This is a genomic window from Pontibacter sp. JAM-7, assembly GCF_048548695.2.
GTDB lineage: Bacteria > Pseudomonadota > Gammaproteobacteria > Pseudomonadales > Balneatricaceae > Neptuniibacter.
In genome coordinates, this window is record NZ_JBLYIF020000008.1 from 143,021 (window position 1) to 157,427 (window position 14,407).

12 protein-coding genes and 1 pseudogene are annotated in these 14,407 nt (G+C 44.6%); 3 read left to right on the top strand and 10 right to left on the bottom strand.

All coding sequences use genetic code 11. From position 1 onward, the window contains the following. From ACFVYJ_RS12115 to ACFVYJ_RS12135, 5 genes are all read right to left on the bottom strand, one after another. Positions 1–939 (bottom strand): dihydrodipicolinate synthase family protein, encoded by a 939-nt coding sequence (locus ACFVYJ_RS12115; protein ID WP_419414792.1) that lies wholly within the window; start codon positions 937–939, stop codon positions 1–3. Further along, the gene (locus ACFVYJ_RS12120) at positions 932–1,978 is read right to left on the bottom strand and encodes a GDP-mannose 4,6-dehydratase (protein WP_419414791.1); all 1,047 of its coding nucleotides are present in this window, start codon (positions 1,976–1,978) and stop codon (positions 932–934) included. The genes ACFVYJ_RS12115 and ACFVYJ_RS12120 overlap by 8 nt, the downstream gene beginning before the upstream one ends. Beyond that, complete coding sequence (locus tag ACFVYJ_RS12125; protein WP_419414790.1) at positions 1,975–3,789, bottom strand: N-acetylneuraminate synthase family protein; 1,815 nt, start codon at positions 3,787–3,789, stop codon at positions 1,975–1,977. The genes ACFVYJ_RS12120 and ACFVYJ_RS12125 overlap by 4 nt, the downstream gene beginning before the upstream one ends. 23 nt (positions 3,790–3,812) lie before the next feature. Beyond that, complete coding sequence (locus tag ACFVYJ_RS12130; protein WP_419414789.1) at positions 3,813–4,655, bottom strand: phytanoyl-CoA dioxygenase family protein; 843 nt, start codon at positions 4,653–4,655, stop codon at positions 3,813–3,815. Positions 4,656–5,426: 771 nt separating this feature from the next. Beyond that, a complete protein-coding gene (locus ACFVYJ_RS12135; protein ID WP_419414788.1) occupies positions 5,427–6,656 on the bottom strand; it encodes a lipopolysaccharide biosynthesis protein in 1,230 nt (409 codons plus the stop codon). Between the two features lie 530 nt (positions 6,657–7,186). Between ACFVYJ_RS12135 and ACFVYJ_RS12140 the strand changes: the two are divergent. From ACFVYJ_RS12140 to ACFVYJ_RS12150, 3 genes and pseudogenes are all read left to right on the top strand, one after another. Beyond that, positions 7,187–7,329: pseudogene (locus ACFVYJ_RS12140) on the top strand (MnmC family methyltransferase); the annotation flags it as partial. 90 nt (positions 7,330–7,419) lie between these two features. Next, a complete protein-coding gene (gene mnmC1 / locus ACFVYJ_RS12145; protein WP_419414787.1) occupies positions 7,420–8,667 on the top strand; it encodes an FAD-dependent 5-carboxymethylaminomethyl-2-thiouridine(34) oxidoreductase MnmC1 in 1,248 nt (415 codons plus the stop codon). 281 nt (positions 8,668–8,948) lie between these two features. Then, a complete protein-coding gene (locus tag ACFVYJ_RS12150; protein WP_419414786.1) occupies positions 8,949–9,590 on the top strand; it encodes a CBS domain-containing protein in 642 nt (213 codons plus the stop codon). A gap of 23 nt (positions 9,591–9,613) precedes the next feature. On the opposite strand, the gene ACFVYJ_RS12155 is transcribed toward ACFVYJ_RS12150, so the two are convergent. The 5 genes from ACFVYJ_RS12155 to zipA form a co-directional block, all read right to left on the bottom strand. Beyond that, the gene (locus ACFVYJ_RS12155) at positions 9,614–10,285 is read right to left on the bottom strand and encodes a DUF4126 domain-containing protein (protein WP_419414785.1); all 672 of its coding nucleotides are present in this window, start codon (positions 10,283–10,285) and stop codon (positions 9,614–9,616) included. Positions 10,286–10,295: 10 nt separating this feature from the next. Then, positions 10,296–10,511, bottom strand: coding sequence for a YheU family protein (locus ACFVYJ_RS12160; RefSeq protein WP_419414784.1), 216 nt, complete (start codon positions 10,509–10,511; stop codon positions 10,296–10,298). 2 nt (positions 10,512–10,513) lie between these two features. Continuing rightward, positions 10,514–11,053: a transglycosylase SLT domain-containing protein gene (locus tag ACFVYJ_RS12165; RefSeq protein WP_419414783.1), complete on the bottom strand. Its 540-nt coding sequence runs from the start codon at positions 11,051–11,053 to the stop codon at positions 10,514–10,516. Beyond that, complete coding sequence (gene ligA, locus ACFVYJ_RS12170) at positions 11,050–13,407, bottom strand: NAD-dependent DNA ligase LigA (RefSeq protein ID WP_419414782.1); 2,358 nt, start codon at positions 13,405–13,407, stop codon at positions 11,050–11,052. The genes ACFVYJ_RS12165 and ligA overlap by 4 nt, the downstream gene beginning before the upstream one ends. Before the next feature lie 27 nt (positions 13,408–13,434). Next, a partial coding sequence (zipA, locus tag ACFVYJ_RS12175) for a cell division protein ZipA (protein WP_419414781.1) occupies positions 13,435–14,407 on the bottom strand: 973 nt, incomplete at its 5' end.

Consider the following 14,407-nt stretch of genomic DNA (forward strand, 5'->3'; position numbering starts at 1 on the left):
TTAAAACTCAGCTATTTTATTTTTGATTTCAGCGTAAAGATTTTCAACATCTTCGTACTCTTCATCATTGAGATGCATCAAAGGCATTCTATCTCTCCTATGCATAAATCCTGCAGCCTGCAACAACGCTTTATTTGTACGATGCCAGCCATATTTAGCTACACAAACATCAAAAAAAGGTGCTTCAAATTCATCTATAATATACTGCAAAGTATCTTGGTCTTTATCAACCCACGCTTGCCAAAATCTTTCACCTATCTTTGCATCAAGCATCGATATTCCATTTAGATATGATTTAGCACCATGCTCCTGATATTGAATTAACGAGGATTTTTTCCCCGCGATTATTACACGTATTCTAGGCTCTAAATCTAGCGCCTGACATGTAATATCAAAATCTTTTGCATCTTCCTTCAATGCAACAATCTCAGGGACCATCGGTAGTTTTTTAAACAAGCTAACAGGCCAATGCATTTGTGTACCATCGAAACCAGACAAAAAAGGCATTTCATGAACTAGTATCGGAAAAGAACTTGCGGAACCCACTTGTGCAAAATGGTCAATGATCTGCTCGTCAGAGAAATATTTTTCTCTGACAATAAGAGAAATCAAATCAGCCCCACAGTCTTTGGCATGAAGCGAAAATTCAGTAGAAACTTTTGTAGAACAATGTATAGGGTCTGCAACAACAACCAAGTTATCTTGGTCTAAAGTTTTCAATAGCCTAATACAAAACTCATTTAACCCCAATATTTCTTCATTGGTTAATTGAGAATAGCGCGAATTATAAGCCATTACATAAAATTTACGCGCGCCGGTTCTATACAGATGAACTAAATATTTCTCTAACGCCTCATAATCAACTTCATCTTGTTCATTAAAAGGAGTAAAAACCGTATAAACACAACCTTCCAATCGATCTTTTAAGGAGCTATACATTTATCAAACCCTGTTTGCGTCTTTTTAAATCAACCAATACCATTTCTTCTGCAATTTTTTGAACCGACCTTGATCCCGCCCAATCAGTTGCTTCAGATAATTTCTTAGAACAACCAGCACGCGCACTAGTATCATGCGGCCTAAAATAAGATTCAGATACTTTTGCTAATAGCCTACCAGATATTCCATCGTAACATGTTTCCTCACATCCAGACCCATCAAAAACTGGCTGAAAACCAGCAGACTCTGCACAGTATTTCAAAAATTCTCTCACTGAGGTTAATTTCCCGGTCGCAAATACATAGTCATCCGGGCTTTCTAACAAAAGTGTTTTAATCATAGCAAGCGAATAATCAGAAGCAGCACCCCAATCACGGGAGGAGTCCAGGGACCCCAGTAATAATGGATCACCACTACTTTCTAATCTTATTCTCGCAATATTATATGCAATCTTCCTTGTTACAAAATTTCTTCCTCGTAAAGGGCCCTCGTGGTTAAACAAAATTCCAACAACCCCAAAGATCCCATAAGTATCACGATACATTTTTACTAAAGACTGCGCAGTCATTTTAGATATACCATATGGGTTCATTGGCTCACATCGGTCCTCTTCTTTTAATAAGTGACCGGATTCTGTTTTTCCAAAAACTTCAGAGCTAGAGGCAAAAAACAACTTTGCGGACGGCACTGTATGACGAAGCGCCTCAAGAACATTCAACGTACCTATAGTATTGGCATGCAAGGTTGATACGGGGTGAACAAATGAGTCGGCAACGAAACTTTCACCTGCCAAATGAAATATTAAATCAGGCTTAACCGATTTAAAGATATCTACTAAATTAAATGGCTCATCAACATTAATATTAATTAAGGTAACCTTCTGTAAAACACCTAAATGCTGAAGTCTCCATGTATTTGTTGCCGATCCCCTCCTAAAACCGCAATAGACTTCACACCCCATTTCTAACAAATGGTACGCAATATGTGCTCCATCCTGGCCTGTACCACCAATAATAAGGGCTCTTTTTTTATCTTTCATAAATCTACCAATCTATTCAAGGCTTCAGCAAACCCTGCGCCATTATCCAGATGCCCTTGCCAGACCTCAATAACCTTCATACATTCAAAGTCTAAAACCGATTTTATTGCAACCAGATTATCAGGATCGCCATCCCCAAAATTCAAGCCCTCTCCATCTATACCTTGAGCATCTGCAATATGTATATGCTTGATCAACGGCTGTAGCTTTTCTATTACCTCAACTGGATCAAACCCAAAAACCTCTTTACCCATACATAAATGGCATACATCCATACATATAGGGAGTTTGTATTCTAAAATTTTATCTATATCATACTGCGCATTGAAAACATGCAAATCCACAGAGCCCCCAAAATACCACGCAATAGGCGGAAGCCATTGAGGCAACACATCGACCTCAAGGTTGCGAATTTTAGCAAATAATTGAGTATAATTCTCATAGAATCGATCCTTATCACCACCTACCAAACTGAAACTACCAACAACAGGTACGTTGTTACCAGTTATCTCCTGAAGGTGTGAAGCAAAATCGACCGTCCTATCAATCAACTCATTACTCCTCTCACGAATCGAGCTATCATTCGAAAAAGGATCGATCAACTCTGTTGGACTAATATAATCAGGAAGATGAATACTATATATATTATTTTTATCGTATTTTTTTGATCTTAAATCCGAGAGCACTTCACCAAACGACAGATGAAACTCATATGCACCCGTAGGAAAACGACCTGAAATTGACTCTATATCATGTAGCCGTACCGGCAAAGCAACCTTATTACGCTTTGCATAATCTAGTGCTTTATCACTTACAACAACATCACCTTTGAAAACGGATTTATTTATCACATCACCAATTTTTAAAGTCTTCTTCGATTCAGCACCGATCACTTCATTTACTTCCTGTTGGCTAAGACCTACACGTGGCGATCTGAACTCCAGACGCTCCAAGGTAATAGGCTCCCCAGCAGAAATTTCTTCTTTTGCATAATACGACCTGCCCAAATTTTGGAGATTAAGGAACTCACCTTGATTTGGCACCCTGTCTGCATTACCACTGATAATAAATGGATAATATTTAGCGATTGAAACTAATTTCTCAAACTCTTCTGGCGTGGAACTCGTTGTATGATCTAATCCACTAGCATTCTTATCTAAAGTAATATGTCTCTCTATAACACTAGCACCTAAACTCATGGCTATCAGGCATAGTTCCCAATTTTCATCATGACTTGAATACCCAAAATCTTTATCCCATTTGTTAGCCATATGTTTCAAATAGCCTAGCTTAGCATTTGATAAAGATACGGGATAATTAGAAACACAGTGCATTGCGGTCCAATTGTCATACTTGTATCCCGCAAAAGCCTTATCTATCTGAATTTCGTCATGACAGCCTAATGACACATAAACATGTGAATCATAAGAAAGTAGCGTATTAACTAATTCCACATTACATAATTCTGCAGATGGGACCTTAAAAAAATCAAAATCAGCCATTTGACCATTAAAATCAACCAAATCAGTCACATCAAAAAAACTTATACCAACCTTCAGCCCAAGCTTGTGGGCAGCTTCTGTGAGCTTAATAATTACACTAGGGGACAGATAATTTCTTTTAATTTCTTCAAAAATCATTTCATCACCGATCTCTGAAGCCCCTTCCACATAAGCGTTACTGAGATTTCTATATTGGAATTTAACCCCCCACACTCCTGCATCTGATGATGCTTTTATTAAATCATAAGCACACTCATACTCGCCATTATGATTAATCCCAATCTCAGCAATTATTTTAATTTCCTGCATAGAGTTCCCTGAAAACAATAAAATTATTTATACAATCGAGTTAAAACTGAAGACGTCAATCTTTTTTCAGGCAATATTCTTCCTGCTTTATTTGACGACAACTTTGAAATATTAAAACAACTCTGAACCCACCAATAGCAATCTAGCGGCTTCGCTTTATATGTGTGATTTGGTTTTGGGTGAGTGTACCCCCTAATCACTTTGCGGCACTTACCAGGCTGTATCGTTCCAGCCTTATGAAAACCATCAGGATCAAATATCACCAAATCACCAGCATCGGCAGCAATTCTCAATGGGCACCTGACCTCTACAAAAGGGATATCATTAGGTATATCACCTAGAGGCAAACCTTTTAATATATAACAATTTGCTCTAAAGAGCTCTTCTCTATGTGAGCCAACATCATATTCGAAAGCCTCATTACTCTCATCCACATCAACCAAATTCATATAAAACTTTAATGACTGCTGTCTATCAAAGTGCCATGGTAATATATCATCAGAGCTCTCAAATTCTTTGGTAAAGAAAACATCCTCATTTAAGTTTATTCCATTTCCACCAAAATACTCTTTAGATACATTTTCCATCAACTGGCTTTTGAAAACCTGATAAACACCAAGCACCTTGTCCTTGCTGGTATCTAATTTTAATCGAGCAACCATACCATCTAAATTTCTAGGATGATTGCTTATATTAACCGTTCCTGATTCATAATTAAAAATAGACTGAAAATCACTGTCCAATTTAAGCAAATCGTCAGATCCAATATATTTTCTTATTAGACAGATTCCATTACGGTCCAACATATCTAAAATCTTAGAGCTTGTTGCATCGCTCAGAGCAATTGTAATATCTTGAATTCTCATTAAGCCCATCAATATATACTAAGAAAAAGCTAACGAATTAATCTCTTTACAAACACCTTAAAGACATACACTGAAAATCTTGTTTTTTTATAACAAACAAACCAAGCGCAGACAAATAAAAATCTTCCATTACTGTATTTTTTTGCAGCTACTATGCTTTATAGTATCTATCAAATTTTCATTTAAACATATACTGTTTGAAGCATGGACTTCATCTCTGCAATACTTGCCTTTAATACCTGAACTAGCATCGAAGGTCCAAGAATATACATCAATAAAACCAACATTATTATTCAAGCACCATGCTTCAATTTTATCATTCATTCTTTTCGAAATTATATTTTGCTCTTTTTGAGGGCTTACAACAATCGACATAACTGATATTTTGTGATTCTATCTTTCTAGAATCCCTCGCAGCACACTCACCTATCGCTCACAAGATGCATCTACTTTTTCCTGCCACCCCTCTCTTGCAATGGATAATTTCTTCCACCTTCTTTCCAGGGCTGCCATCCTCTTCCTAAATAAAACCTAGCATCTGGCTCCCCAAAATTTAACCAAACAATACTGCTACTTGGCAAAAAACTAAGGACAAACCTAACTCGCCTGGCCAAACACAATGCTTTCCCATCTGTCACAAAACAATTTTCTTTACTCGAACCCACAAAAAACAAACTCGTATTCTTAAGGTCTACGTAACTCCTGACATGCGAATCACCTAAAACATAAATTCGATTTGTTTTCATATACATTCAACACTGGCGATTGATCTTAATTACACAATTTCTTCTGCAACAAAACACTACTAATAAGCAGCACCACAGAATATACAAAAAAAGACATTGCCGCATATTCAATATCAATACGCCCTGCCCCAAATATCATATATAAATATACAATTACCGAAAAAACATTAACCCCACCCAACATCATCATTTTATCAGTATATATATAGTATTTCATATATATCAAATATACTGATTGACAAAAAAAACCCGCCAATAACCAAGCAGCACTTTCACTACTAACTGCATAACCTGAAGGCATAAACCTCATAAACTCATCAACTAAAATCCATGCCGATATAGACACAAAAAACAAAACAATCAATGCTTTCCAGCGCAATCTTACCACTGAATCAAACTCTGCTTTTTTATATTTCTCCATTATCACCGGCGTCAAATAATTATTTAATGCAGCACCAAATATCATCAACAATGATGCCAGGAAAAATATATAACTATATTTCCCAAGTTCAGCAGAAACCATCACCCCGGATAATATAATTTTATCCGCGCCCATCTTAACCCAATTTGATATCATCTGAGGCATTACACTAACACCAAACATCACGCTAGATCTAAAATACTCACTCCTAAAAGGAATCCCTTTTATATAGTTAAAGGATACTGGAACACAAAACAAAACTAACAACATCAGTCCAGCTACATAGCCAATGGACCTATTTTCCCAATAACCACCCATTAAATAAACCAACAAAAATGCCATACCAGCCATCCCTGCCTGTCGCGCAAAGGATATAACTCCGTATTCTTTCGCATTCTTATTCATCATCAAAACCTTAAGCAGAATTTCAGATAAAAACAAAAGATACGCAACACAAAAACCAAAAATAATCCAACCTTTGCTTAATGAAAAAAAATCTAATACCTCATCACTTAAAAGAAGCACAACCACAACACACACTAGCCATATAAGAACACCAATAACCAAACCAGTTAACAATAGCAATTTATATCTTTCTTTTTCTAAATTCTCATACTCCTTGACAACTTGCACACCGATTCCGAATGAAAAAAAACCAGAGAATATTGTTACTACAGCTATAAATACAGCACTTATCCCGAATTCATCTGGCTCCATGTAATAACCAAGCATCACAACAAAAAAGGCAGGCACCAACTTTGCCAACAACCCATATACCAAATAAGTATTCAAATTTTGGTGTCTAGAAATAAAACAAAATATATTATTTTTCACTTTTAAAAATATCTCTTTTACCGAAACTTAATTATATTACATGAATTGAATTAAAATATATAATCAAACAACAAACACAAGAAACCACTCGCCTACAAAAAACTGATAAACAAAAAAAGAACTCACTAGCTTTAAAGGAATTTATCTAACCAATAAATTAATACAATTTAACTTTTAAACCTCTATAATTTCCACCCAATTTCTATAAAAAACAACAAAACCGTTACCGAAGAAAATAGATTCTGACTTGATCTGATTTTCCAATAGCTACTGATAAAACTCTCATACAAACAAAAGTCGAAAGCAAGCTACACTACATTAGCTTTAAAAAGCATCCGACCCCTAAATCAGATTCATTTAAAGCCTTTTCTAATTGGTCGACGTACGCTATTTTTTCACAAAAGATCTTAAACCAACCAGCCCCTTATTCTCGGAGATTTACCACTTTTTTTCATTCATTATCCAGTCCGTTTAACCCTTATTGTTGGCGACCCGGCGAGCTGCCTCACAGAACCTCAGCCAAAGTTGATATATGGTACCTTGATGGCTTTGCTCCATCAAAAAATCCCGAAACGTGGGCTGATGAGCTGTTCCAGCAGGTTGCTCGACTCAGCCATGCAGGCAGTTTGCCACTTTTACCGTAGCAGGCATGGTACGTAGGGGCTTGCAGGCGGTGGGTTTTGAGGTTACAAAACGTGAAGCCTTTGACAAAAAACGAGAACGGTTGGTCGGCGGCCAGTATAAACAGGATAACTCTGTCGTAATGTCTACATCCCCCTGGTTTGCGCTGCCTTACCCCAAGCCGACTAAGCATGTGATTGTTTCAGGCGCAGGTCTGGCTGGGTGCACCACCGCCTGGGCGTTAGCCCAACGCGGCGTCAAGGTCACTGTGCTGGATGCAGCATCAGCACCGGCGCAGGGTGGCTCAGGTAATCCTCAAGGGGCACTCTATGCCAAACTCTCGGTAACACCGACCAAACAGAGTGAGCTGCATATCTGCGGCAGTCATTACAGCCTCAACCTGTTACGGCATCTCGACCCGGAGCAAACCTTCTGGTCTGAGTGCGATGTGATGCAAATTGCCACGAGTTCAGCTGAGTTAAAGCGCCAAACCAATTTACTGTTACACAATGCTTACCCAGCTGACGTTGTCGGCGGTGCCAATCAGAGCGCATTGACCGATCTTATCCAGCAACCAGTGACGGCTGATGGCCTGATTATGAAACTGGCCGGGTGGGTTTCACCGGCTGAATTCTGCTGCGCGCTGCTTGAGCATCCCAATATTGAGTGGCATGGCAACAGCAGACTGGTCTCTTTACAACAGGATAACGGTGAGTGGCAGCTTCAGGTTGAGTCGGGTCAGCAGTATCGCTCTGGCACAGTAATCCTTTGTCACGCAGACGCCACAAAGCAGCTTGAACAAACCCAACACCTACCGCTGAAACCCATCCGCGGCCAGGTGTCTACCCTCCCTGCTTCTGTCACCGATAAACACTTGCAGCAGGTAGTCTGCGGCGAAGGCTATATATCACCGCCTTATCAGGACCAGTATTGTTTTGGCGCAACGTTTGAACTACATGAGCAGTCCACCTGTGTAACAGCAAGCGCCCACCAGACCAATCTGGATAATCTGGCTAAAATACTGCCGGAGTTAGCTGAAGACTTCGTAAAAAGTAAACACTTACTTACAGGACGAGTCTCATTTCGCTGCAGCACCCCCGATTACCTGCCCGTGGTCGGGCCTGCACCTGACATATCAGCAACCCTGCAACGCTTCGCCCCTCTGCGCAAAGACCGTAACTGGCAGTTTCCCGAAACAGAACCCGCCCATCTACCAGGGCTGTATGTTAATTGTGGGCATGGTTCAAAAGGACTGATTACAACCCCACTTTGTGGAGAATATCTGGCTTCCCTGATCTGCAATGAACCACTGCCGCTGGCCAAACCCTTATTAGATGCTCTGAATCCCTGTCGTTTTTTAATCAAAGATCTGATCAGAAAGCGCATTTAACTGTCTATCAGATGTATTGGCTGTCTTTTGCTAAGGAAGTTGAGAATAAGCCCAATGACTTCTCAGCGAATTGGTAAGCCTGCAGATACAACGCGCAGTATGCAGGCAATGGCCATAGTCCCTGGCAAAAACTGAAGCGCAGTAGATGTAAGCTTAACCAGCGACCCGTAACAAAAAGCCAATATATATAAAGAACTTGCGCTAACTGACGATATTTCAGTTATATGATACATTTGCTGTCTGCGTATTAGACGCTGTTAATGCACAATGAAGGATGCTGCGTGGCACTTTATATTTACGATCATGGTTACCGTATCCAGACGCCGAAGGAAGCTCTATTTCCTCCCAGCGGGGTTAGTGCTACGCAACAAACCAAAGCCACACAAAGCAGCGCTAAGAAAGAACACCAGACACCCGAAGAGGATCGGATACTGCTGCAGGGTAACAAGCCCGCCACTCAGCAGAACCGCCACCCGGTATCTCAGGCCTACATCAATACTGCAGCCAAGTCCGCAGGGACACTAGAAGACCGACGTAAACTGACAGCGGCTCATATCATGGTATCACCGGTCATTACTGTGGCACCCTACACCCTGGTTCAATCTGCCTGGCAGCGCATGCAGGACCATGAAATTAACCACCTGCTGGTCGCTGATGGCGGCAAGCCACTGGGATTAGTTTCTAATCACGACATTCTGGAAGCTGGCGTATCATCCGTAGAGAGCATAGAAAACCTATACTCCGGCAAACTCATCGCAGCCACCCCGGAAACCCTGGTGCGAGAAGTCGCCAGCAGCTTTATTGAACACAATATCAATGCCATGCCTATTGTTGATAGAAGTGACAATGTGGTGGGCATTATCTGCCGATATGACCTGCTTCGCTTGTTGGTCAGCGGACCTCATCTGGAGCGCTGGGTGTAAGCAAAAGCTCTGCTGTCGACCGGTTACTTCGGCGGCAAAGAGTGCGGCGGTGATTCCCGCCTGTTGAATTCAAGCTCTGGTTCTTCTGTTTGGGCCCCAAACAATCCCGCAATAAAACGAAACACTCGCTTAATGCCGCGCCATAGCTTGGGCAACAACCAGATCAGCAACAGAACAAACAGGAATAGTCCAGCCAGGAACCAGATTGGGTGATTTAACGCAGCCCAGAGGCCACCCAGCACCAGCAAATCTTCACTAATGGAAGCGGTCCAGTTACTCACCGGTTCCGGAGATGTATTGATCAGCACCCGACTACCCGCTTTAGCAGCATGAGACCCGGCGGCCAACGAGCCACCCACCAGCGCTGCTGCCAACCCGACTGCTGGGCTCAGATCACCAACTGCCCCGGCTGCCAAGGCAGCACCGGCCGGTATCCGAATAAAGGTATGCAGACCATCCCATCCAGTATCAACGCCGGGGATCTTATCAGCGAAGAACTCGACAAAATACATAAAGCCTGCAGCCATCAGCACCAGAGGGTCACTCACAATCTGCAGCTCTTCCGGCAGTGTAATATGCCCCATATTGCTGAGCACACCCAACATCAGAACAGTGGCATAGAGGTTAATACCACTGGCCCAGCCCAACCCCATACTCAAGGCAATTAAACCGGTTATCTGTTCGAGCTGGTCCATTCTGGCGTCCTCAAGTCAAACTGTCTTTCGCCACTATATTGCACAGGCCTGTACTTTCGCTGAATAGTAATACAGCCTCGCCTGACTGCAGTTTAGCCCGAACCTGCTGTACCCGCCGTTGCAGCGATACCTCTTCGTCGCCGTAGTCGGTCCCGTCACGGGTCACATACTCTTCTATCAGATTATCTAATGTTTCCGGCGTCACCGCCTGCCAGGGAATAATCATAGTTACCAGACTTTTAGTCGGCTGTACCAAGGCTTTTTGTGCCAATCAGCCTCACAGCTGGAGAGCTCTTTATCCCAGCGAGCCGCCTGGCGCCCAACACCCTGTGCTTGCCGGTCTAACTCCGGGTACTTATCCGGCTGGAACCTGACCAACCCGCCATGACCAAGCCGCAGCGCCAGATAATGCTGACGATAATCCTGCCAGCCAATTTGATTGCGGTTTACCGTTTCTTTACTGAACCAGCCAACAAAATCTACCGCATCGGTTACCGAGCGAATGTCAGCTCCCCAGTTTTCGCTACGCACTCTGTACTCATCCCAGTCAGGAGTCCGCACTCTGACGTTGGCCTTATCGGTGACTGACAGCGGCTGTTCCAGCAATGCCAAACTTAGCGCCACGGGAGTACCATAGCGTGCGCGGGTTTGCAGCAGAGGTTGCAGCCACTCATCATTATCGTCCAGCTCATCGCAAATACTTGGCGGGGCAATGGGCTGACTGGAACAAGCCGTCAGTAACAATGAGGTCAGCAGCAAAACTCTCATGCAGGGGTGATTCCATATCGTTGTAAGTATGCAAGGAAGTCTGCCTCATTCATCACCTGAATGCCAAGCTTGGTGGCCTGAGCCAACTTAGAACCGGCGCCCGGCCCTGCCACAACGCAATCCGTCTTAGCCGAGACACTGCCCGCTACCTTCGCCCCGAGATCCTGCAGATGAGCTTTAGCTTGATTACGGCTCATGCTCTCCAAGGTGCCGGTTAACACCCAAGTCTGCTCTGACAGCGGCAGGGTATCAGCGCTATCCTGCTCTGCCGGCTGACACTGCCAATGCATACCAAAATCACGCAACTGAGATTCAAGTGCGGTGACGCGGGCAACCCATTCTGCATCAGCGATTGCCTGCAGCAGGCCATTTACAGCCTTGGTTGACAACTTAGGTACCTGATTCAGCTGAACCGCTTCGGCCTGCAGAATGTTATCTAACGATTCAAAGTGTTCTGCCAGACGCTGGGCACCAACTTTAGCGATACCATCAATATTCATCCGCTGCAGCAGGTCAGCCAGAGTCACAGAAGCCGCCAGGCTAGCGGCTAAACCATCCTCATCCGTGATCTGATCCATCTCGCCAAGCAGGTCATCCAACACAGCCTGATTGTGTTCATCGGCAAAGAAATTGTGAATTTCGGTCGCCACTTCATACCCGATATCCGGTAACCAGATAAGTGTGTCCGGGAGTGCCTGCCGCACACGATCAAGCGAACCCAGACCATTCGCCAATGTGCGGGCGGTTTCCTCTCCCACATCGGGAATACCCAACGCATAGATCAGGCGCGATAGTGCCACACTCTTGCGTGCCTGAATCGCCGCATGCAGATTATTCGCCGACAGCTCGGCAAAGCCGTCCAGTGCTTGTAACTGGTCCGGCGTAAGCCGATACAGATCTGCTGGCGACCGTACCAGATCGGTATCCACCAGTTGTTGAACTATTTTGTCGCCCAGACCATCAATCTCCATCGCCTTACGTGAAGCAAAATGGATCAATGCCTGTTGCCGCTGCGCCTTACAAGACAGGCGGCCAACACAGCGATACGCAGCCCCCTCCGCAGTCCGTGCACCGGCTTTACTGCGTTTAACCAGCTGCACCCGCTCTACCTGAGAACCACAGACTGGACACTGCGCAGGAATAGTCACCTTGCTGGCGTTATCAGGCCGACGGTCGATAATCACCTGTACAACCTGCGGAATTACATCCCCGGCCCGGCGAATAACCACAGTATCACCTACCCTCAGATCCAATCGAGCGATCTCATCCATGTTATGCAGCGTGGCATTGGATACCGTAACACCACCGACAAACACCGGTTCCAGTCTCGCTACTGGCGTCACCGCACCCGTACGTCCTACCTGAAATTCCACCGCGCGTACCTGGGTCAGCTCTTCCTGCGCCGGAAACTTATGCGCGATGGCCCAGCGCGGCGCTCGGGAGACAAAACCCAACGCCTGCTGTAACGCCAGGTCATTTACCTTAAACACAACACCGTCGATCTCGTACGCTAACTGATCCCGTTGCTGTAATACCCGCTGGTAGTAATCAAGGCAACCGACGACCCCACTGACAACTTCCAGCAATGGATTCAGTCTAAACCCCCACTCCGCCAGCTGTTTGAGCACCTGATCATGTTGATCCGGCAGTTCACCCTGCGCCACTACACCGACACTGTAACTGCACAGCTGCAGGGGTCTACTGGCGGTAATCTTCGGATCGAGCTGGCGCAAACTGCCGGCGGCCGCATTACGTGGGTTAACAAAGGTTTTCAGACCCCGCTCTGTCGCCTGAGCATTCAACCGTTCAAAACCATCACGCGGCATGTAAACCTCACCGCGCACCTCAAGCCGTCCCGGATAACCTGACCCCATCAGCTTCAAGGGCACACTGGGAATGGTCCGTATATTCTGGGTAATATCTTCACCAGTAGTACCATCACCGCGGGTTGCACCACGCACCAGCAAGCCATCTTCATACAATAAGCTGACCGCAATACCATCCAGTTTAGGTTCGCAGGCAAAACTGATCTGAGTATCTGCAGCCAGATCAAGTCGGCTCAGAATACGCCGATTGAAATCCACCATGTCTGTCTCAGCAAAAGCGTTATCCAAGGACAGCATTGGCATTTCATGTGTTACCTGAGTAAAGGCAGATAATGGCTGTGCTCCCACCCGCTGGGTAGGAGAGTCGGCAGTGATACGATCGGGATGCTCCGCCTCAAGCTGTTTGAGGCGTTGCATCAAGCGATCATATTCGGCATCGGGAACGCTGGGATCATCCAGCACATAATAACGGTAATTGTGCTGGTTCAGCTGCGCTCGCAACTGATCAATTTCATCTTTGCTCGTCACGAGGGGCTATCCAGTACAGCAGGGGAATTAGACAAGTTTCTCACTGCGACGGCGCATTTTTTCCATTTCGTAATCACGAATACGCTGCCGGTAGTGTTCGCGGGTTTGTGAACGCATAACCGAACGGTTTTCATCCAGTATTTCACCACCCAAGTGTTTGGCCACCGTTTCTGCAGTGGCCAGCATACATTCCAGTGCATCCATTTTACGCACTGGGTTATCCATCGACATAAAGAAACTGACAGCTTTAGTGTTCAGGCTTTCTGGCTTTTGGTCATCAAAGGTGCCCGGCAGCAAAGCATTGGCCATGCTGAACTGCAACGGACCCCGACCACTGTCATTCTCATGGCGATGATAGATATCCATATCACCAAAGGTCATGCCGCAGGCTTTAATCACTTTCTGTAACGCCGGGCCATTCAATTGTTCGGTGTCTTTGGCAATTACTGACAGGATCAACACATTAGCAGGATCAGGGCTGGCTGTTTCGGTTTTAACCGGCTCTGCCTTTGTCGCTGGCGGTGCCGCAGACAGCAGATCCATTTGCGGCGCTTCAGCTTTATCAGCAGGGATAGTATCCAACAGAGGATCGCTGGTGATGGTGTGCTCGGCATAGGGGCGTTTGGCTGCAGTTTCCAGCTCTGGTTCCGTCACATCCTGTTCCGGCGCTAGCGGCTCAGGTTCAGGAGCAGACTCAATGTCAGATTCACTGGCAGCGCGGGACTCAACCACCGGCTCTGTCACTGATGCTGGTTCTGGCACTGGTTCAGCTGCTGCCAGTTTTGGTTCTGATTCAGGCTCAGCAACATCCAGCTCAGCTGCCTGCAACTCAGGACAAAAAGCGGTAATAGGTTGATCAAAATCCAGCTCAGGCTCATCACCGAGCAGATTTTGCTGTTCAGCGGCTGCAACCAACTGCACGACTGGCTCTGGCTCTGGCTCTGGCTCTGGCTCTGGCTCTGGCTCTGGCTCTGGCTCTGGCTCTGGCTCTGGCTCTGGC